The sequence below is a fragment of the Bacteroides sp. An269 genome, assembly GCF_002159755.1.
Taxonomy (GTDB): Bacteria; Bacteroidota; Bacteroidia; order Bacteroidales; family Bacteroidaceae; genus Phocaeicola; species Phocaeicola intestinalis.
The window spans coordinates 1-21,216 of record NZ_NFJG01000048.1; the positions used below are offsets into that span (position 1 = coordinate 1).

At 42.8% G+C, this 21,216-nt stretch carries 20 protein-coding genes; all 20 read left to right on the forward strand.

All coding sequences use genetic code 11. The features are described from left to right. Positions 1–616: 616 nt before the first annotated feature. The 20 genes from B5F71_RS10325 (at position 617) to B5F71_RS10420 (ending at position 21,166) form a co-directional block, all read left to right on the forward strand. Positions 617–1,117 (forward strand): CinA family protein, encoded by a 501-nt coding sequence (locus B5F71_RS10325; protein WP_022040001.1) that lies wholly within the window; start codon positions 617–619, stop codon positions 1,115–1,117. 103 nt (positions 1,118–1,220) lie between these two features. After that, positions 1,221–1,481 (forward strand): 50S ribosomal protein L28, encoded by a 261-nt coding sequence (rpmB, locus tag B5F71_RS10330; RefSeq protein WP_022040002.1) that lies wholly within the window; start codon positions 1,221–1,223, stop codon positions 1,479–1,481. A gap of 19 nt (positions 1,482–1,500) precedes the next feature. Next, positions 1,501–1,689: a 50S ribosomal protein L33 gene (gene rpmG, locus B5F71_RS10335; RefSeq protein WP_013616632.1), complete on the forward strand. Its 189-nt coding sequence runs from the start codon at positions 1,501–1,503 to the stop codon at positions 1,687–1,689. Positions 1,690–1,698: 9 nt separating this feature from the next. Beyond that, entirely contained in the window at positions 1,699–1,854 is a 156-nt protein-coding gene (locus B5F71_RS10340; RefSeq protein WP_007558249.1) for a DUF4295 domain-containing protein, read from the forward strand. A 541-nt stretch (positions 1,855–2,395) separates the two neighbouring features. Next, on the forward strand, positions 2,396–5,311 hold the full coding sequence (locus B5F71_RS10345; protein ID WP_225226406.1) for a TonB-dependent receptor: 2,916 nt from the start codon (positions 2,396–2,398) through the stop codon (positions 5,309–5,311). Between the two features lie 20 nt (positions 5,312–5,331). Beyond that, positions 5,332–6,951: a RagB/SusD family nutrient uptake outer membrane protein gene (locus tag B5F71_RS10350; protein ID WP_087209959.1), complete on the forward strand. Its 1,620-nt coding sequence runs from the start codon at positions 5,332–5,334 to the stop codon at positions 6,949–6,951. Positions 6,952–7,242: 291 nt separating this feature from the next. Next, entirely contained in the window at positions 7,243–8,199 is a 957-nt protein-coding gene (gene ftsY, locus B5F71_RS10355; RefSeq protein WP_022040006.1) for a signal recognition particle-docking protein FtsY, read from the forward strand. 10 nt (positions 8,200–8,209) lie between these two features. Beyond that, a complete protein-coding gene (gene rimO / locus B5F71_RS10360) occupies positions 8,210–9,511 on the forward strand; it encodes a 30S ribosomal protein S12 methylthiotransferase RimO (RefSeq protein WP_087209964.1) in 1,302 nt (433 codons plus the stop codon). Between the two features lie 84 nt (positions 9,512–9,595). Further along, the gene (locus tag B5F71_RS10365) at positions 9,596–9,889 is read left to right on the forward strand and encodes an HU family DNA-binding protein (protein ID WP_022040008.1); all 294 of its coding nucleotides are present in this window, start codon (positions 9,596–9,598) and stop codon (positions 9,887–9,889) included. After that, positions 9,882–10,853 (forward strand): HU family DNA-binding protein, encoded by a 972-nt coding sequence (locus B5F71_RS10370; protein ID WP_087209966.1) that lies wholly within the window; start codon positions 9,882–9,884, stop codon positions 10,851–10,853. Before B5F71_RS10365 ends, B5F71_RS10370 begins: the two co-directional genes overlap by 8 nt. Positions 10,854–11,009: 156 nt before the next feature. After that, the gene (locus B5F71_RS10375; protein ID WP_022040010.1) at positions 11,010–12,005 is read left to right on the forward strand and encodes an AAA family ATPase; all 996 of its coding nucleotides are present in this window, start codon (positions 11,010–11,012) and stop codon (positions 12,003–12,005) included. Positions 12,006–12,169: 164 nt separating this feature from the next. Then, the gene (locus B5F71_RS10380) at positions 12,170–13,039 is read left to right on the forward strand and encodes a DUF58 domain-containing protein (RefSeq protein WP_022040011.1); all 870 of its coding nucleotides are present in this window, start codon (positions 12,170–12,172) and stop codon (positions 13,037–13,039) included. Between the two features lie 57 nt (positions 13,040–13,096). Further along, positions 13,097–14,161 (forward strand): BatD family protein, encoded by a 1,065-nt coding sequence (locus B5F71_RS10385; RefSeq protein WP_087209993.1) that lies wholly within the window; start codon positions 13,097–13,099, stop codon positions 14,159–14,161. Positions 14,162–14,181: 20 nt separating this feature from the next. Further along, the gene (locus tag B5F71_RS10390) at positions 14,182–15,180 is read left to right on the forward strand and encodes a VWA domain-containing protein (RefSeq protein WP_022040013.1); all 999 of its coding nucleotides are present in this window, start codon (positions 14,182–14,184) and stop codon (positions 15,178–15,180) included. Between the two features lie 12 nt (positions 15,181–15,192). Further along, a complete protein-coding gene (locus tag B5F71_RS10395) occupies positions 15,193–16,218 on the forward strand; it encodes a VWA domain-containing protein (protein WP_022040014.1) in 1,026 nt (341 codons plus the stop codon). 2 nt (positions 16,219–16,220) lie between these two features. Beyond that, on the forward strand, positions 16,221–16,916 hold the full coding sequence (locus tag B5F71_RS10400) for a tetratricopeptide repeat protein (protein WP_087209968.1): 696 nt from the start codon (positions 16,221–16,223) through the stop codon (positions 16,914–16,916). 45 nt (positions 16,917–16,961) lie between these two features. Then, positions 16,962–18,794, forward strand: a complete 1,833-nt coding sequence (locus B5F71_RS10405) for a BatD family protein (protein WP_087209971.1) — start codon at positions 16,962–16,964, stop codon at positions 18,792–18,794. Between the two features lie 22 nt (positions 18,795–18,816). Beyond that, positions 18,817–19,566, forward strand: a complete 750-nt coding sequence (locus B5F71_RS10410; protein WP_087209974.1) for a tetratricopeptide repeat protein — start codon at positions 18,817–18,819, stop codon at positions 19,564–19,566. A 116-nt stretch (positions 19,567–19,682) separates the two neighbouring features. Beyond that, positions 19,683–20,390, forward strand: coding sequence for a phosphatase PAP2 family protein (locus B5F71_RS10415; RefSeq protein WP_087209977.1), 708 nt, complete (start codon positions 19,683–19,685; stop codon positions 20,388–20,390). 518 nt (positions 20,391–20,908) lie between these two features. Next, the gene (locus B5F71_RS10420; RefSeq protein ID WP_022040020.1) at positions 20,909–21,166 is read left to right on the forward strand and encodes a hypothetical protein; all 258 of its coding nucleotides are present in this window, start codon (positions 20,909–20,911) and stop codon (positions 21,164–21,166) included. Positions 21,167–21,216: the final 50 nt, after the last annotated feature.

Here is a 21,216-nt window from a genome sequence, read left to right on the forward strand (position 1 = left end):
CGAAGAACAGGAGCGAAAAGGACCAAAAAATCGCCCAAAGCACACACGAAAACGGATACATCAAGCCAAGAAAAACTTTTTGGAGAAATTCAAAACAGCTTCTTAGAACCTGTTTGAAATTTGCTCAGGTTTGTTTTGAGAGACTTTCTGTAGAAATTCAAAACAGTTTCTGGACATAATCGGGGCTGCTTTTCTGATTTATACAGGGATGAGGTGGTTACTTTCCGGATAAAACCGGGAAAACAGACCGGTAGCAAGCTCAAAAGGACCTGATATAATATTGCTTTATTGGAAATTTTAAACAGTTTCTGATGAATGTCTGCATAGCCAGTTTGTTCGGGTTAAAAACGCAGTAGTACTGCGTTCGCCGATGAAGATATATCCAACTGCCGATGCAGTATATATTCAATCGCAGATGCAGTATATATTCAACTGCCGATGCAGTATATGTTCTTTTTTAGGGGGTATATATTGGCTGTTTGCAGATATTATTAATATAATATAATAAGGAGTTGAAGGAAATCAGAAGCAATCCTTTTTATGCCGGTTTTCGAAAGTCTGGCTATTGGCTTTTGACTCCTGGACGAAGTTATTAACTAAAAAACAGATAAAGGACATGTCAGTAGAAACTAAAAAGCTGAGCAAGGAAATCAGCGAAATCTTTTGGAGAGAAGGTTATACATTGGCAACTGCAGAAAGTTGTACGGCCGGAAATGTAGCAGCCATCATTACGGCAGTACCCGGTAGCTCACGTTTTTATAAAGGTGGAGTGGTAGCATATGCCGATGAAGTGAAGGAAAACTTGTTGCATGTAAAAGCGGAAACCCTTCAGGCATGCGGAGCGGTGAGTGAAGAAACCGTAATCGAAATGGTGAAGGGAGCTATTGATACTTTTGGGACTGATTATGCCATGGCTACATCGGGCATTGCCGGACCGGGTGGAGGTACTCCCGAGAAGCCTGTCGGTACCATTTGGCTGGCAGCCGGGAGTAAAGACAAAATTATGACACTCAAGCTGACAGAAGACGAGGGACGCGACAAAAATATCCAGTTTGCTACTAAAAATGTGCTTCAACTGTTGCTCTCTATTTGCCAAAACAAAGAAAATGAGCAATAAAAGGCAATTTATTGAAGAAAAACTTGCATATGTAAAATAAAACCGCTTACTTTGCACTCCGTTTTAAGGAGCATAGAAATAAAACTATAAAAACTAGATAGAAATGTCGAAAATTTGTCAAATTACCGGAAAGAAAGCCATGATTGGCAACAACGTTTCACACTCAAAAAGAAGAACGAAAAGAACGTTCGATGTGAACTTGTTTACAAAAAAATTCTACTATGTAGAACAAGATTGCTGGATTAGCCTGAAGATTAGTGCTAACGGCTTGAGAATTATTAATAAGAAAGGGCTGGATGCAGCACTGAATGAAGCTGTTGCGAAAGGTTACTGTGATTGGAAAACTATCAAAATCGTTGGTTAATTAAAAGGAGAGTAAAAGTATGGCTAAGAAAGCTAAAGGCAACAGAGTGCAAGTAATCTTGGAATGCACTGAAATGAAAGATAGTGGTATGCCGGGTACTTCTCGTTACATCACTACGAAGAATAGAAAGAATACACCCGAGAGATTGGAATTGAAGAAATACAATCCTATTTTGAAAAGAGTAACAGTTCACAAAGAAATTAAATAATAAGACACCATGGCAAAGAAAACAGTCGCAACCCTTCAGACAGGAAAAGAAGGCCGTTCTTATACAAAGGTTATCAAAATGGTTAAGTCGCCGAAGACTGGTGCTTATGTTTTTGACGAACAGATGGTACCTAATGAAAAAGTTCAGGACTTTTTTAAGAAATAAGGCTTTAATTAGAGTTAATTATATCATTAAAACTCCTTTCGATTTCGAAAGGAGTTTTTTTTTAGTATCTATACGCAGCCTTAAAAACTCATCCCAAATCAGCACGCGATAAATTCAAGACAGTTTCTATAGTAGAACAAAATTGATTTGCGAAAAAATTCTTGATGTATTGTCATAATCGAATGGAGTTTCCATTGGAAATGGGCACTCAGCATGACAAATGATTTTTCGCATTTTATTTCTGATTGGCTATAAAAAACTTGTATTGCTTTCTCCATGTGAATCTGTAATATTAAAAGAATGTTAACCAAAAAGAATCCGATGCATGCTTACAGTGTTTTTAGTGACGTAAATTTTATTAAAAATAACTTCGGTTAGAAAAAATTATGCCATCAATGTAATAAGTGTTACAGAATATGTTTAATTTTGCCATTGAATAGTTAATTAATTAAATCTATACAAATTTATGCAAAGCAAACTAGTAACAAACAGGCAGACGCGGAGAAACCTGTTTTCTCTCGCGGTTTTTCTTTTAGTGAGTATGTATGCATTTGCCCAAAATGCGGTGACAGGTATTGTAAAGGATAAGACTGGCGAACCGCTGATAGGCGTGAGTGTAGTGGAAAAAGGAACCACAAATGGTAGTATTACCGATATGGACGGAAAGTTTTCCATCAATGTACTTCAAGGCAAGACTTTGGTGTTTTCTTACATTGGTTATCTTTCCCAAGAAATTAAAGTACGCTCCAATACCATTAATGTAACCATGCAGGAAGATGACCAGATGCTGGAAGAAGTCGTAGTTATCGGCTATGGTTCTATGCAGCGTAAAGATGTAACCAGTTCGATTACCACCATCAAAGCTGAAGATTTGAATGTGGGTGTTTACTCAGATCCCGCCCAGTTATTACAAGGTAAAGTTCCGGGTTTAGCCATTACCACTAGCGGCGACCCGAACGGAAGTCCGAGTATAACCTTGCGTGGTGCTTCTTCTTTGCGTGAAGGTGCTGCCATGCAGCCGTATTATGTAATCGACGGTATTCCGGGCGTTGATATTTCCATGGTTGCTCCAGATGATATTGAAAGTATTGATGTGCTTCGTGATGCAACAGCAACAGCTATTTATGGCTCAAAGGCTGCCAATGGTGTTATTATCATCAATACCAAGAAGGGGAAAAAAGGACGTACCAATGTCACTTATAGCGGTTATGTAGCTTTTGACAAGATTTTAAAAAAAATGGATATGGCTACGGCCGATGAACTTCGGGCATATGCCGAAAAAAACGGTCTGACATTATCTAATGATATGGGTGCCAATACTGATTGGCAAGATGAAGTGCTTCGTACAGCAGTCAGCCATAATCACAATGTTTCTATCAATGGTGGTTCAGAAAAGACAACTTATATGGCAAGTATCAATTACCAAAATCGTCAAGGTGTCATTTTAGGTACAGATATGGATCGCTTGAATATACGTTCTTTGCTTACCACTAGGGTGCTTAAAGACCGCCTGGAACTGTCGGTGGGCGTTAATTCTCGTTACGGGAAAGGCGTAGGTGTACCCATGGATGATGAAGGTGTGTCTGTATTGGATGCCATGAATTATTTTTCTCCGATGCTTCCGGTTCGCGATGATGGGAACTGGACACAGGCTTCGGGCAGCCAGAACATAAATCCATTGTCGCTGATTTATGAAGATACTTCTGAAACAATCTATAAAAACACACAACTCATCAGTAAGGCCACTTTGGAAATTGTCAAAGGTTTGAAATGGAGTGCCAACTACTCATTCACCAACAACCAGCGCACTTACAGCGAATATCATACCCACAACACACAGCAGCCGGGTATCAACGCGCAGAACGGCCAGGCGAAGCGTAATACTTACTTCGGGCATGAACACATTTTCGAAACTTACGGAAATTATGATACAACTATCAATGATGCACATAAATTGTCTATCATGGCAGGTTATTCATGGGAAGAAAGGATGTCAAATGATGGCTTTGGGCTGACTGTGCACGATTTTTATGATGATGTGTTGAAATGGAATCAGTTGACTTATGCAAGTACTATTGACGGCATTCCTGCTATAGAAAGTGGAACCAAAGAGACAGTCCGCAATATCTCATTCTATGGTCGTGTGGGTTATTCATACAACAGCAAGTATATGATTCAGGCTACTATCCGTCGTGATGGTTCTTCTGTGTTTGGCAAAAATAACCGTTGGGGTACATTTCCATCAGTCAGTGTTGCCTGGAACATTACGGAAGAAGATTTCATGAAGCACCAAGATGTGATTAGTAACCTGAAACTTCGTTTGGGATATGGTGTCAGCGGTAATGCTTTGGGCTTCGGAGCTTATACCCCGTATGAAACCTACGGTGCATCGGGCTTCTTTACTTACAACGGCAAGAGTTGGCGTACGCTGGCGGCTACCAAGAACGCCAATCCTGACTTGAAATGGGAATCTACCGGAATGTTTAACATCGGTATCGATTATGCTTTCTTCAACGGCCGTTTGAATGGTACCATCGAATGGTATAACAAAAAGACCAAGGACTTGATTTGGAATTATCCGGTTTCTACCAGTCTTTATCCATTCGGCGATATCCAGGCCAATGTAGGTGAAATAACCAATCAAGGTATCGAATTTTCTATTAATGCTGTTCCTGTACGTACTCGGGATTTCGAATGGAGCACGACGGTTACCTTGTCTCACAATAAAAATACTGTAGACAGATTGTCAAACGATCAATTCGAAGTGTCTTTATTTACACAGGGTGACCCGATGGTAGCCGGTGTTTCTGCCAATGGCTATACCCAACGTATTCTGGAAGGTGAACCTCTCGGAACATTCTATACCTTTGAATTTGCCGGATATAATGAAAACGGAATCGCTACTTATTATGTAAGAGATGAAGAAACAGGAGAACGTACGGGAGAAACGACCACTGACCCCAGCGATAAGGACCGTACCATTACCGGTTGCGCACAACCCAAGCTGAACTTTGGATGGAATAACACTTTCTCTTGGAAGAATTGGTATGCAACGGTATTCTTTACCGGTGTATTCGGCAATGATATCTACAATGGTTCACGTGCTAACTATACCAGTCCGGAAAACTTTTCGAACGGTAAGAATGTGCTGAGAGAATTCCTTTACGAACGTCCGGCTACAGATACATCTAATAATCGTCCTTCTGACCGTTTCATTGAAAACGGTTCATACCTTCGTCTGTCCACTCTGACGTTGGGGTATACGTTCAAGAACTTTGACAATTGGTTGAAGAATGCACAATTATACATTACTTGCAACAATGTATTCACTATCACTAGTTATAAGGGGCTTGATCCTGAAGTAAACATGGGTGGCTTAGCTCCTGGTGTTGATTACCGTTGGAGCGCTTATCCGCATACCCGTACCACTATGATTGGTTTAAAAGTTAATTTCTAATTATCAACAGACTTACAATTATGAAAATGAATATAAAATCATTATATGCTATTTGTACTGCCGCTTTACTTGCTGGATGTACAGACTTGGATGTAAATATAGAGTCTCAATATACTCAATATCCAATAAATGATATTGCAGTAGAGGCGAAGAACGCGGATGTTTATTTCCATTTGCGTGATGTATTCGGACGTCGTTATATGGAAGCGATGTCTTTGTCGAGCGATGAATATACAGCTGTTTCATACGGAGGAGGCTGGTACGACAGTGGTTGTTATTCCCATCCGAGCCTTCACGATTTTAGAACAGAAGACGCATCGATTGACTGGATGCCTACGGTTATCAGCGGCATTACCAAAGCCAATACGGTAATCCGTGATTTGGGAGGCGAAGAAGCAGCCCCTGCCGATATCGCTCCTGCGCGGGCAATGCGTGCTTTTTTCACTTTCATTATTATGGACTGCTGGGGAGATGTGCCTATTTTGGATTACCTGCCTGTAACGAATGATGAAGTAGTACGTGCTCCACGTGCAGAAGTCGCCCGTTGGATTGAAAGCGAATTATTGGAAATCATTCCTCAACTCACCGATGAAGTCAGTGACAATACCTATGGTAAGCCGACTAAATGGATGGCAGAAGCTTTGTTGGCAAAGTTGTATATCAACTGGGCTGTGTATACAGCTTCTTCGGTTGAGCAATATGAAGCTGCTACAGCTGAGAATGAAAAACTGAATGATTGTATCAGAATCTGTGATGATATTATCGCATCCGGCAAATTCAATTTAGGTTCAATGCCTTACGCTGAAAAGTTTGGCCCCGATAATGGTTCGCAAGTAGAAGATTTTATCTATGCCATGCCGTATGATACATATACTGCTACAGGTATGCAATACGGGCGGGCACGTACCTGGAAGAATGCAGGAGATGTTGAAAAAAGTTATTATGGTATGAAGTTAAGCAATTCTGCAGGCGGATATATTACGATGAATCCTGAATTCTCACGTCTTTTCTGTTTGGAAGGAGACATACGTAATAACAGCGTAATTGGCGATACTGTACATGTTTATGACCCGAATACTTACCAGCCGACTTCGGAAATAGCTTTGGATGAAAACGGCAAACCTATTGTGCTGACTCAAACCGTTTCGCTTGAAATCCCTGACGATGTGCAATTGGGAGTAGGTGATAACACGAAAGGATATAGCCAAGGCTACCGTTCGGTGAAGTTTTTTGTGATTGATGACGATTACAAGAATGGCAGAAACCAGTCGAATGACTTGCCGATATTCCGTTATGCAGATATCTTGCTGACAAAGGCGGAAGCCATTGTTCGAGGTGGTACGGCTACTAATGGTGAGACAGCGATGAGTCTGTTCAATCAAATCCGGGAATATGCCCAGGCTCCACTTCTGGCTACAACTCCTTCTTTGCAAGATTTGTTGGACGAACGTGGAAGGGAATTTTTTGATGAAAACTGGCGTAGAAATGATATGATTCGTTTCGGAACGTTTGAAAACGAATATGGTTTCCATAAGAAAGATTTCCCGACAGCACGTTTCGAAAAGACTTGTCGTATATTCCCCTTGCACAGAGATGTGCTGAATACCTATCCGCATTGGACTCAAAACCCGGGATATTGATTTATTTGATATAGATTTTCAATGAAGCCTTGCAGCTATCTGCCGTTGTAATAAACGCCGGAAGCCGCAAGGCTTTTTTGTTTCATTCATGTACGGTACGATTTTTAAGGGCAGATTTTGTATTGAAGCAGATAATCCTCTTTCTAAAATGGGATAATCTTTTTTCCGGAATCGGATAATCTGTATAATTTAGATGTGTTTGCCTTGACAAACTAATAAACTCATTCGTTTGTTTTAGAGAAAAATCCGTATATTTGCACAAACATAGCAGATAACATAAAGACATATCGTATGGGAATATTTAGTTTTTTCTCGAAGGAAAAGAAGGAAACGTTGGACAAAGGATTGTCGAAAACCAAGCAGAGCGTGTTTAGCAAGATAGCCCGGGCTGTGGCAGGCAAATCCAAGGTAGATGACGAAGTGCTGGACAATCTGGAAGAAGTGCTGATTACTTCGGACGTAGGTGTGGAAACCACGCTGAAAATCATCAAGCGCATCGAGAAGCGTGTGGCACAAGACAAATACATCAATACCGAAGAACTGAACAACATCTTGCGTGAGGAAATAGCAGCCCTGCTGACTGAAAACAATACGGTAGATGCAGATGATTTTGATATTCCCGCAGGAAAGACGCCATACGTCATCATGGTAGTGGGCGTAAACGGAGTAGGAAAGACCACCACTATCGGCAAGCTTGCCTATCAGTTTAAGAAAGCCGGCAAGTCGGTCTATTTGGGAGCTGCCGATACTTTCCGTGCAGCTGCTGTAGAACAACTCGTGATATGGGGCGAACGGGTAGGGGTGCCTGTTATAAAGCAGAAGATGGGTTCCGATCCTGCTTCGGTGGCATTTGACACATTAAGTTCGGCGGTGGCAAATCATGCCGACGTGGTCATCATTGATACGGCTGGACGACTGCACAATAAAATCGGCCTGATGAACGAATTGACCAAAATCAAGAATGTGATGAAGAAGGTGGTGCCTGATGCTCCTCATGAAGTGTTGCTGGTGCTTGATGGTTCTACGGGACAGAATGCTTTCGAGCAGGCTAAACAGTTTACATTGGCAACAGAAGTCAATGCAATGGCTATTACCAAGCTGGACGGGACTGCCAAAGGAGGTGTCGTAATCGGTATTTCTGACCAGTTTAAGATTCCAGTGAAATACATCGGGCTGGGCGAAGGCATGGAAGATTTGCAGATATTCCGCCGCCGCGAATTTGTGGATTCACTGTTTGGAAACAAATAAGTAAAGTTGAATGAGAAAAAATACGATTGATATCATCACTTTGGGCTGTTCGAAGAACCTGGTTGATTCGGAAAAACTGATGAAGCAGCTTGAATTGAACGGTTATAGGGTGACACATGACAGTGAAAATCCACAAGGAGAAATTGCGGTCATCAACACTTGTGGGTTTATCGGCGATGCCAAGGAAGAGTCTGTCAACATGATTTTAGAATTTTGCCAAGCTAAAGAAGAAGGGCGGTTGAAGAAACTCTACGTTATGGGGTGTTTGTCAGAGCGTTACTTGAAAGATTTGCAAGTGGAAATTCCTCAGGTGGATAAGTTTTACGGAAAGTTTAACTGGAACGAGTTGCTTGCCGATTTGGGTAAGACTTTCCATTCTGAATATGCCATCGAACGTCACTTGACAACTCCCAAGCATTATGCATACCTGAAGATTTCGGAAGGGTGTGACCGGAAATGTGCCTATTGTGCCATACCTATCATTACAGGCAAGCATGTCTCGCGCCCGATGGAGGAAATTATGGATGAAGTGCGCCTGCTTGTTGCACAAGGAGTGAAAGAGTTTCAGGTGATAGCGCAAGAGCTGACTTATTACGGTATTGACCTTTATAAGAAGCAAATGCTTCCGCAATTGATTGAACAGATGGCTGAAATTCCGGGTGTGAAATGGATTCGCCTGCATTATGCTTATCCGGCACATTTCCCGCAAGATTTGTTTCGTGTGATGCGTGAGCACAGTAATGTGTGCAAGTACATGGATATTGCCTTGCAACACATCAGTGATAATATGTTACAACGGATGCGCCGTCATGTTACGAAAGAAGAAACCTATGCTTTGATTGAGCAGTTCCGCCATGAAGTGCCGGGTATTCATTTGCGTACCACGTTGATGGTAGGATTTCCAGGTGAGACTGAGCAAGATTTCGAGGAGTTGAAAGAGTTTGTGCGTCATGCCCGGTTCGAACGTATGGGGGCATTTGCCTATTCGGAAGAAGAGGGTACGTATTCGGCACGCCACTATAAAGACGATGTTGCGGAAGAAGTGAAGCAGCGCCGGCTGGACGAACTGATGGCAATTCAGCAGGAAATTTCAAACGAGCAGTGTCATGCCAAAATCGGTAAAGAATTCCAGATTATTATCGACCGTAGAGAAGGTGAATATTATGTGGGCCGGACCGAATTTGATTCGCCAGAGGTAGATCCTGAAGTATTGGTGAAAGATGAAGGCAAAATCTTGCATATAGGTTCTTTTCACCGCGTGAAAGTTTATGATGCCGATGATTTTGATTTATATGCTGAAATAATTAGTTGATAATTAACGGTTGACGAGTTGGCAAGGTTTTCTACTTTGTCAGCTCGTCAACTGTTATCGGAAATTCTAGCGTAAAACAAGACTATGAATAACAAGGAGTTGACAGGAGAATTGTCACGCCGGTTGGGATATACCAATAAGGATGCAGCACAGTTAATTGCTTCGATGGTAGACATTATGGGCGAACAGTTACAGGAAGGGAAAAGGCTGGATTTCGACGGTTTCGGTACATTCAGTGTAAAGAAAGAGTTGGAACGGATTGTGTATAACCCGGCGTCCAAGCAACGTTTTTTGGTACCTCCGAAACTTGTATTGATATTTGAACCGGCTTCTTATGAGTTAGAAAAACATAAAAACAGTTCGTTTGCTAATGGATGATAAATTCACAAAAGAAGAACTGGTGATGTTGTTGGCGCAACGCCACCAGATGGAAGAGGCAGATGCAGAAGCGTTTGTCGAAGCTTTTTTCGCCTTGATAAAAGAAACATTGGCAACCGACAAATATGTGAAAATTAAAGGTTTGGGAACCTTCAAGCTGATAGATTCTGATGACGGGAATGCTGGAAGATCGTGTCTTTCGTTTATGCCGGATGTATCTATGCGTGAGTTGGTCAACAAGCCGTTCAGTCACTTTGAAACCGTTCTGTTGAATGAGTCTGCTCATTTCGATGATATGATAGAGGAAGAAGAGAAAGCCATTGCCTCGGAAGAGGCACAGATGGAAATTCCTGCTTCGGATGAAAGAGAACCTGCTGCGTTTGAACCGGAAGTACATCCGGAACCGTTGCAACAGACAGAAGGTATGAAGCCGGAAACAGAAGAAGAGAAGTATGAGCCTGTACCTTTGTTTCCGGAAAACCGCTTTGATGTAGAAAAACAAAAACAGAAACCGCGCTTGCCTTGGTGTTTTATTGCTTCCGTTTTATTGATCGGTGTTATTATAGGCGGTGTTATGGGTTGGGTCTTGTTTTCCGGCAGACGATATATACCTGACTCAGTAGTAAAGGTGTTGTCTGAAACACGACAAGAACCGAAGGGTACGGTTGTGTCTGAACAGGCTATGACAGTAGACAGCTTGCCTGCTTCTAAACATCGTGAAACGGTCGGATTGCCATCTTCTCCGCTCTGTTTGTCGGATACAGTACGCTATGATATTGTAGGAACACTGGCCACGCATACACTTCGCAGGGGAGAGAGTTTGGCTCGTCTTGCTTTGCGATATTATGGTAACAAGAATTTGTGGACTTACCTTGCCCGTTACAACCGGGAAATATTGAAAGATGTCAACGATATTCCTGTAGGTACTTCCATACGTGTTCCGAAGCTGGTTCCGAAGCGATGAAGACCATTTTAAAAAACTTTAGTCCAATAAGATTTAAATGCAGAAAGGCAGCTACTTTTTTTAATAAAAATTAGTTGTTCCTGTTAATATTATGCCGTACTTTTGAGGCCGATAAGAAAAACAGAATACTTAACATATAAAAAATAAAGAAAAACTATGGCTGAAGCTATTGATATTCGTGCATTGAATGAACGAATAGAACGCGAAAGTGCGTTTGTTACTAACCTGATGACTGGTATGGACCAAGTGATTGTAGGACAGAAACATTTGGTGGAATCCTTGCTGATTGGCTTGTTGTCGGATGGACACATCTTGTTGGAAGGTGTTCCGGGATTGGCAAAGACTTTGGCAATCAAAACACTTGCTTCATTAATAGATTCAAAATATAGCCGTGTTCAATTTACTCCGGACTTATTGCCTGCCGATATCCTTGGTACGATGATATACAGTCAGAAAGATGAACGGTTTGTCACTAACAAGGGACCTATTTTTGCCAATTTCATCTTGGCGGATGAAATCAACCGTGCACCGGCAAAAGTGCAGAGTGCTTTACTGGAAGCCATGCAGGAACGCCAGGTGACACTGGGCAAAGAGACGTTCGACCTGCCTTCACCATTTTTGGTAATGGCTACCCAAAATCCAATAGAACAGGAGGGTACTTATCCGTTACCTGAAGCACAAGTGGACCGTTTCATGCTGAAGGTGATTATTGACTATCCGAAGTTGGAAGAAGAAAAGAAAATCATTCGTCAGAATATTTCCGGAGAAAAGATTCAGGTGCGTCCTATCCTGAAGGCTGAAGATATCATTGAGGCACGTAAGGTAGTGCGTCAGGTATACCTTGACGAGAAAATCGAGCAATACATTGCCGACATTGTGTTTGCTACCCGTTATCCTGAAAAATACGATTTGAAAGACTTGAAAAGTCTGATTGGTTTTGGTGGTTCGCCACGTGCCTCCATCAATTTGGCATTGGCTGCACGTAGCTATGCTTTCATCAAGCGTCGTGGATACGTTATCCCCGAAGATGTACGTGCCATTGCACACGATGTGTTGCGGCACCGTATCGGGTTGACTTATGAGGCGGAAGCGACAAATGTCACTTCGGATGAAATAGTCAGCAAGATCCTGAATAAGGTAGAAGTACCCTGATTGCTATGCACTATAAATTGACGTATGCTTACACGCAAACAGGTGCAAGCATACGTGCCTTTTACCGGTTTAACAAGGAGCAATTAACAAATGAGCGGATGTAATTTCTCCATTAGGTAAGTTGTTCATTGTAAATTGTAGGTTGTTAATTGTAAATGAAACAGATGGAAACAAGTGAGTTGTTAAAACGGGTACGTCAGATTGAAATTAAAACCCGCGGATTGTCTAGCAATATCTTTGCAGGACAATATCACTCGGCCTTTAAGGGGAGGGGAATGGCTTTTTCTGAAGTTCGCGAGTACCAATACGGAGATGATGTGCGCGACATAGACTGGAATGTGACCGCTCGTTTCGACAAACCTTTTGTCAAGGTGTTTGAGGAAGAGCGGGAACTGACTGTAATGCTGTTGGTCGATGTGTCGAACAGCTTGGATTTTGGTACGGTGCATCAGTTGAAAAAAGATATGGTGACCGAGATAGCTGCCACATTGGCTTTCTCTGCCATCCAGAACAATGATAAAATCGGTGTTATCTTTTTTTCTGACCGTATCGAAAAGTTTATTCCACCCAAAAAGGGACGTAAGCACATTTTGTACATCATTCGCGAATTATTGGATTTTCAGCCTACCAGCACGCGTACCAATATTCAGTGTGTGATAGAATACTTGACTAACGTGTTGAAAAAACGGTGTACAGCTTTTATGTTGAGCGATTTCATTGATGAGCACGATTATCAGAATGCGCTGACCATAGCTAATCGCAAGCACGATGTTGTGGCTGTGCAAGTGTATGACCGTCGTATGGAAGAATTGCCCAATGTGGGATTGATGAAAGTACATGATGCCGAGACGGGTCATGAACAATGGATAGACACTTCGTCCAAGGCTTTGCGTAATGCTCATCATGCTTGGTGGTTGGAGCGTCAGCAGAAGCTGTCCGGTATTTTTACACACAGTAATGTGGATTCGGTTTCGGTGCGAACCGACCAAGATTATGTAAAGGCGTTGCTTACTTTATTTGCGAAACGAAATTGAGAGTGACAGATTATGAAACACACATTATTATATATATGTAGCAAGAAGCTGCTGAAAATGTTGGGATGCGTGCTGGCGTTGTTGTTTTTTGCTTTTCCGGAAGTAAAGGCACAAGTGACGGTGGATGCTACCATCGACTCGTTGCAGCTGCTTATCGGTGAGCAGGCGAAAATCAAACTTCAGGTCAGTATGGATGCCAATCAGAAGTTGCAGCTTCCCTTGCTGCGTGATACGTTGGTAAGAGGTGTGGAAGTGTTGGATGTAGCCAAACCAGACACTCAATTGCTGAATGAAAACAAACGATGGCTGATTTCGCAGGAATATACGGTTACTTCGTTTGATTCGGCATTGTATTATTTACCTCCCTTCGAAGTGAAGGTGAACGGCACACCTTATTTTTCGAAAGCTTTGGCATTGAAAGTGTATTCCATTCCGGTAGACACGTTACATCCTGACCAGTTCTTCGGTCCGAAAGCTATTCGTGAAGTACCCATCACATGGGACGATGTAGCTCCATTGGTCTATTCGGGTATCCTGATGCTGATATTGGGTGCTTTGGCTGTATTTCTCGTCATACGCTATCGTGACAACAAGCCGATTATCAAGATTATCAAGATAGAGCCTAAATTGCCTCCTCATCAGGTAGCAATGAAAAAGATAGAAGAGATAAAGGCGGACAAGCAAGTGCAACGCGATGACCCGAAGCTGTATTATACGGAGTTGACCGAGGCCATCCGTACATATATCAAGGAGCGTTTCGGATTTAATGCGATGGAAATGACTTCGGCTGAAATTATTGACCGGTTGTTGGAAGAAAAAGATCAACGTTCCATTGACGACCTGAAACTCTTATTCGAAACGGCCGATTTGGTGAAGTTTGCCAAACATGCGCCGCTGATGAATGAAAACGATATGAATTTGGTGAATGCCATCGATTTCATAAACCAGACCAAGGTGGAAGAAGATCCGAATGCAAAGAAAGAACCGACCGAAATCCGTGTAGAAGAAAAACGTTCGAAACGAGGACGTATCGCCTTGATATGTAGCATTGCCGTTGTAAGTATCGGTGCTGTGGTATGTATATACTTGGTGGTCCGGCATATCATCGATTTGTTCTTCTAATTAATTAAACTGTAGAGACTATGATTTTTGCAAATATTGAATACCTGTTTTTGTTGCTCCTGCTGATACCTTACATTGTGTGGTATTTTATGCGAAGAAAAAAAACAGAGCCTACTATGCAGGTCTCCACGACCCGCATGTACATGAATGCACCACGAAGCTGGAAATTGTATTTGCTTCATGCGCCTTTCTTGTTGCGCATTGCGGCTTTTGTGATGATTGTGCTGGTGCTGGCGCGTCCGCAAACTACCGATAACTGGCAAAACACGGAGATAGAAGGTATAGACATCATGCTGTCGGTTGACGTTTCAACCAGTATGCTTGCCGAAGACCTGAAACCCAATCGTCTGGAAGCAGCAAAGAAAGTAGCTGCCGAATTTATCAACGGGCGTCCCAACGATAATATTGGGCTGACTATTTTTGCCGGAGAAGCATTTACGCAATGTCCGCTTACCATCGACCATGCTGTGTTGCTGAATCTTTTCAACAGCATTAAGGGTGACATTGCACAACGTGGGTTGATTGAGGACGGAACAGCTATCGGTATGGGGCTTGCGAATTCTATCAGTCGCCTGAAGGACAGTAAGGCAAAGTCGAAAGTGATTATTCTGTTGACTGATGGCAGCAATAACCGAGGAGATATTTCACCACTGACGGCGGCCGAAATAGCCAAGCAGTTCGGTATTCGGGTGTACACCATCGGGGTGGGAACAAATGGAACGGCACCTTATCCGATGCCTACTTATGCGGGTATCCAATATGTGAACGTGCCCGTGGAAATAGATGAGCAGACTCTGATCCAGATAGCTGGTACTACGAACGGAAACTACTTCCGTGCCACAAGCAACTCTAAGTTGGAAGAAGTCTACCGCGAGATTGACAAGTTGGAAAAGACCAAACTGAACGTGAAAGAATTCAGCAAGCGTGAGGAGGCTTATCTGCCTTTTGCCTTGGTGGCATTCTTGTGCATTTTGCTTGAGCTTGTCTTGCGTAATACTGTATTAAAGAAAATACCTTAAAAAAGAAAAGCTATGTTTCGATTTGGAGAACCCATATATTTATATTTGCTATTTGTATTGCCGGTACTGATTGGACTGTACTTGTATTCCAACTGGCGCAGGCGTAAGAAAATCCGTCAGTACGGTGATCCGGAATTATTGGCGCATCTGATGCCTGACGTATCGAAGTATCGTCCCGATGTTAAGTTTTGGCTGGTGTTCGCAGCATTGGCAATGGTCATATTCATGCTGGCACGTCCGCAATTCGGATCTAAAATGGAAACTGTGAAACGGCAAGGAGTGGAAACTGTCGTGGCACTGGACATTTCGAATTCAATGCTGGCAGAAGATGTGACACCCAGTAGGCTGGAAAAATCAAAAAAACTTATTTCACGTTTAGTCGAGACATTCAACAATGACAAAGTGGCTATGATTGTCTTTGCAGGTGAGGCCTTTACCCAGTTGCCTATTACCAGTGATTATATATCGGCCAAGATGTTTTTGGAAACCATCAGTCCGTCGCTTATTTCTACTCAAGGAACTGATATTCGTGGTGCTATTGACTTGGCAATGAAGAGTTTTACACCAAATACGGGTGTGGGACGTGCCATCGTGCTTATTACTGATGGTGAAAACCACGAAGGAGGAGCGGTGGAAGCTGCACAACAGGCAGCCAAGCAAGGAGTACGTGTGTTTGTATTGGGAGTGGGGTCACCCGATGGTGCTCCTATTCCGGCAGGCAGCAATAATGAATATCGTCGTGATAAAGATGGCAATGTCATTATCACTCGTTTAAATGAGCAGATGTGTCAGGAGATTGCTAAAGCGGGAAACGGGATGTATGTACGTGTGGATAATACTAATAATGCCGAACGTGCTTTGAATGCCGAAATCAACAAATTGGCAAAGGCAGATGTGGAGACACAAGTATTTACCGAGTTTGACGAACAATTCCAGGTCTTGGCATGGATGGCTTTGCTTTTGCTAGCTGTCGACTTGATGATACTGGAACGGAGAAATCCGCTCTTCAAGAACGTGAAACTATTTAAACAGGATTGATTATGGGACGAAAAGGATATATTTTACTGCTTGGATTCATGCTCGTATCGGTCGCTGCTTATTGTCAGAAAAGCGAACGCGATTATTTGCGGAGTGGCAACAAGCTTTACAAAGATAGCACTTATGTGAAGGCAGAAGTGGATTACCGTAAGGCTTTGGAACTGGAGCCAAAGTCGACCGATGCAATGTATAATCTGGCAAATTCGTTGCTGATGCAACAAAAGGCCAAGGAGGCAATGGAGCAATACGAGGCTGCACGGCATGTGGAGAAAGATAAAATGAAGCTGGCACAGATTTACCATAATATGGGTGTCATTCTGCAATCATCGAAACAGTTGCCACAGTGCATTGAAGCTTATAAGGAAGCCTTGCGAAACAATCCGAAAGACAATGAAACGCGTTACAACCTTGCTTTGGCACAAAAACAATTGAAAGACCAGCAGCAAAATCAGCAACAGGATCAACAACAGCAACAGAAGCAAGACCAGAAGCAAGACGAAAAACAACAGAATAAAGACCAGCAAGACCAACAAAAGAAAGATCAGCAACAGCAGAATCAGCAACAGCAGCAGAACCAAATGTCGAAGGAAAATGCCGAACAGTTGCTGAGAGCTGCAATGCAGGATGAAAAGAACGTGCAGGACAAAGTGAAAAAAGGTGTCCGCGTGGAAGGGCGAAAGCTGGAAAAAGACTGGTAAGAAACCGGAAAATTTAGCCAACTGTAAATAAAACAATAATACACAATGAGAAAACTTATCTTCTTACTACTGTTAGTCATTGCGGCTTTGCCGATGCAGGCAAAGAATGGAGCAACGCTTACTGCCAACGCACCAGAAGTTGTGGTAAGTGGCGACCAGTTCCGACTGACATTTACAGTAAATACACAAAAAGTGAAAGATTTTCTGGCTCCATCCATCAAAGGATTTGATGTGTTGATGGGACCTACTCGTTCGCAACAGTCCAGTACGCAAATCATTAACGGAAAGGTGTCTTCGAGCAGTTCCATCACATACACTTACATCTTGATGGCAGGCAAGGAAGGTACATATACCATTCCGGCTGCCAGCATTGAGGTGGACGGGGAAAAAGTGTTTTCGAATGCGCTCACCATCAAGGTGCTCCCGCCCGACCAGACGGCTGGCAATTCGCAGGCTAATCAGGGAGGAGGCGGTTCGTCATCGTCGCGCGGACAGATAGCCGGAAGCAGAATTACCGATAAAGACTTGTTCATTACAGCTACTGCATCAAAGACTACTGTCTATGAGCAAGAAGCTATCTTGTTGACTTATAAAGTCTATACGTCGGTAAATTTGCGCCAGCTGATGGAGGACATGCCGGATATGAAGGGTTTCCAGATGCAGGAAATCCAACTGCCCCAGCAGAAGCAATATTCGATGGAGCACTATAATGGGCGTAATTACAACACAATCATTTGGCGTCAATATGTCTTATTCCCGCAACAGACAGGCAAGCTGGAGATTCCTGCTGTCACTTTTGATGGAGTCGTGGCTCAGCAGACCATTTCGGATGATCCCTTTGATGCGTTCTTCAATGGAGGAGGATATATTGAAGTGAAGAAAAAAATTGTGGCTCCGAAAGTGGTCATCAACGTTAAACCTCTTCCTGTTAAGCCAGCGAACTTTTCAGGAGGAGTAGGAGAGTTTACAATGACATCTTCTATCAACGCGAAAGAAGTGAAGACCAATGATGCTGTGACCATCAAGCTTACCATAAAGGGAGCAGGCAATATGAAGCTTATCACCAGTCCGGAAGTGAAATTCCCCGAAGATTTTGAAGTATATGATCCGAAAGTGACCAACAATTTCGATGTCTCGCGTGCAGGATTGTCTGGTACGCAAACTATTGAGTATCTTGCTATTCCGCGTCATGCCGGCAATTTTACTATTCCTCCGGTGGAATTTGTTTATTTTGACTTAAAGAGTCAGTCGTATAAGACCTTGAAAACTGAGGCATACGATTTGAAGGTGGAAAAAGGTAAAGGTAATGCCGACCAGGTGATAGCTGACTTTACTAATAAGGAAAACGTAAAGGTATTGGGACAGGATGTACGTTTCATCAAGCTGGGCGATACGACACTTACCCCGAAAGGCGAAGTCTTTTTCGGTACTATGGGATATTGGCTGGGTTATCTTATTCCGTTTATTGTGTTTGTAGCACTGGTCGTTTTCTTCCGCAAGCAGGCGGCCGAGAACGCCAATGTAGCAAAGGTGAAGACCAAGAAAGCTAACAAAGTAGCCACTAAGCGCATGAAGTTGGCAGGAAAGTTGTTGGCAGAGAATAAGAAAAATGAGTTTTACGATGAAGTGTTGAAAGCTTTGTGGGGATATATCAGCGATAAGTTGAGTATTCCGGTCTCGCAACTCTCAAAAGATAACATTGAAGCAGAACTGACCAAGCACGGAGTGGCCGAAGACGTGACAAAGACATTCATCAATGCCTTGAATGAATGCGAGTTCGCCCGCTATGCACCCGGTGATGAGAACGAGGCAATGGACAAAGTGTATGCCACTTCGGTGGATGCCATCGGTAAGATGGAGAACAGTATCAAACATTAAATTAATTAAGGAGAAACCGGATATGAAAAAACTGTCTATATTGTTCGTTTTTTTGATAGGCGCAATGCAATTGGCTGTTGCCGCCACGAAAGTGGAAGGCGACAAGGCTTATCAGGAAAACAAGTTTGAAGATGCCATCAAGATATACGAGTCGGTATTGGCTGATGAAGGTGAGTCGGCAGCTCTGTATTACAACTTGGGCAACAGTTATTACAAGACGAAAAACATAGCCAAAGCGGTGCTGAACTATGAACGGGCATTGTTGCTGAATCCAGGAGATGCCGACATCCGTTTCAATCTTGATTTGGCGCGTAGTAAGACTGTTGACCAGATAACTCCTACCAGTGAAGTGTTCATCGTGACGTGGATGAAAAACATCACCAATTTGATGAGCGAAAAAGAATGGGGTACAACAGGTATTGTTGCTTTCTTGCTTTTGTTGGCTGGGTTGGCACTGTACATTTTTGGCAATCGTTTGATATTGAAGAAAGTAGGCTTCATTGCTGCCGTGCTGTTCCTTGTCGTATGTGTGTGCGCTAATATTTTTGCTGGTGGGCAAAAAAACAAGGTAATAGACCGCAAGAGTGCCATTGTGATGGAACCAACGATAACCGTAAAAAGTACGCCTAACGAAAGTGGTACCGATTTGTTCGTGCTGCACGAAGGTACGAAAGTATATATTGAAGACAATTCGATGAAAGGGTGGAAGGAAATCCGGCTGGAAGATGGTAAGGAAGGCTGGCTTCCCACAACTTCTATCGAAGTGATATGAAAATTGAATCTGAAACCGGGCACAGGGAACACTGTCTTTTTCGGATTTGCGGGATAGCATTGATGGAGAGCACGGCATAGGCGTGTCCCTGTGATTTATGCATAAAGTGATTGATTATGGACATACAGCAACTTATTGAAGTCGACCAACAGCTGCTTTTGGCACTGAACGGAAGCGGTTCGTTGTTTTGGGACGGGGTGATGTGGGTGGTATCCGACACGAAAACCTGGCTGCTGGCAGCTATTGTGTTGATTTATATCATCTTTAAAAACACCAAGTTGCTTCATGCTCTGTTTATCGTTGTGATGGTGGCTGTGGTTATCACATGTGCCGACCAGTTTGCTTCCGGTCTGTGCAAACCTTATTTTCATCGTTTCCGTCCAGCTCAGGATCCCAATCTGATGTACTTGGTGGATGTGGTGAATGGTTATCGGGGAGGACAATACGGCTTTATTTCCAGCCATGCAGCCAACACATTTGCTTTCGCTACGTTCATTTCATTATTGATTCGCAATCGTTGGCTTACGTGTGTGATGTTTCTGTGGGCTGCGGTTCCTTCCTATTCACGCATTTATCTGGGCGTGCATTATCCGGGCGATGTGCTGTGCGGTGCCTTGGCTGGAAGCGTGATTGCCGTCATTGTTTATGCGGCTTATCGTTTTGTTGCTTGCAAGTATTTCGAATGTCCCAAGTATATTTCGGGGCAATATACAGCCACCGGTTTTGAAGTGGATGACATCCGTATGTTCTATACAGCACTGCTTATTACTTGTCTGTACATCGTAGTGGGCGGTATGGTGCTGTCTAAGGGTCTCCATTTTTGATATACTTTGAACGGTGTGAATTGTGCATTTTAATGAAATATACACTGTCGGTATCACTCCTGTTGCCAGCCCTGTTGCCAGTGTCACGCTGGATTATAAATCCGCTTCTTCAATTACGCCGGATTACACATCCGGCATGACAAGCAAGCTTTGTTTTCTCCGCAATATAGCTGCATCGTTTGTAAGATTATTAATCTTCAGGCTGTAAGATTAATAATCTTTCGGCGTGAAGATTAATAATCTTACAAGCAAGGCAGCCATGTGGCTTGGATTATCGGACTAAACTGATGTTCTGGTTTGGCTTGGAAAAAAAGCTGATGGATATAAAGTGTACGGGCACAAATCCGGCTTGACAAATGTGACAAGCGACAAAAATGCATAAATTAATGCTGCAGGAAGTATAAATTTTCTTTCCGGGAGAAAAAATGGAGAAAAATATTTGCTGTTTCATATAATTTTATTACATTTATATCGTGAATTAACTAAATGATTTGTCTAACTTTAAAATTTTGACTACTATGAACAGAACGATAACTTTTAATGAACTTCGTAAAATCAAGGATTCACTGCCAAGCGGGAGTATGCACCGTATAGCCGATGAGCTGAACCTAAGTGTGGAAACGGTGCGTAATTTCTTTGGAGGACATAATTTTAAAGACGGTAAAAGCGTGGGCATCCATTTGGAGCCGGGGCCGGATGGAGGGCTGGTAATGTTGGATGACACGACTGTACTTGACAAGGCTCTTGCTATTTTGAGAGAGCAACAGGATGCCTGAAAAGAGTGTTCACCACAGATTGCACGGATGGAAACGGAATTTCTTAGTGC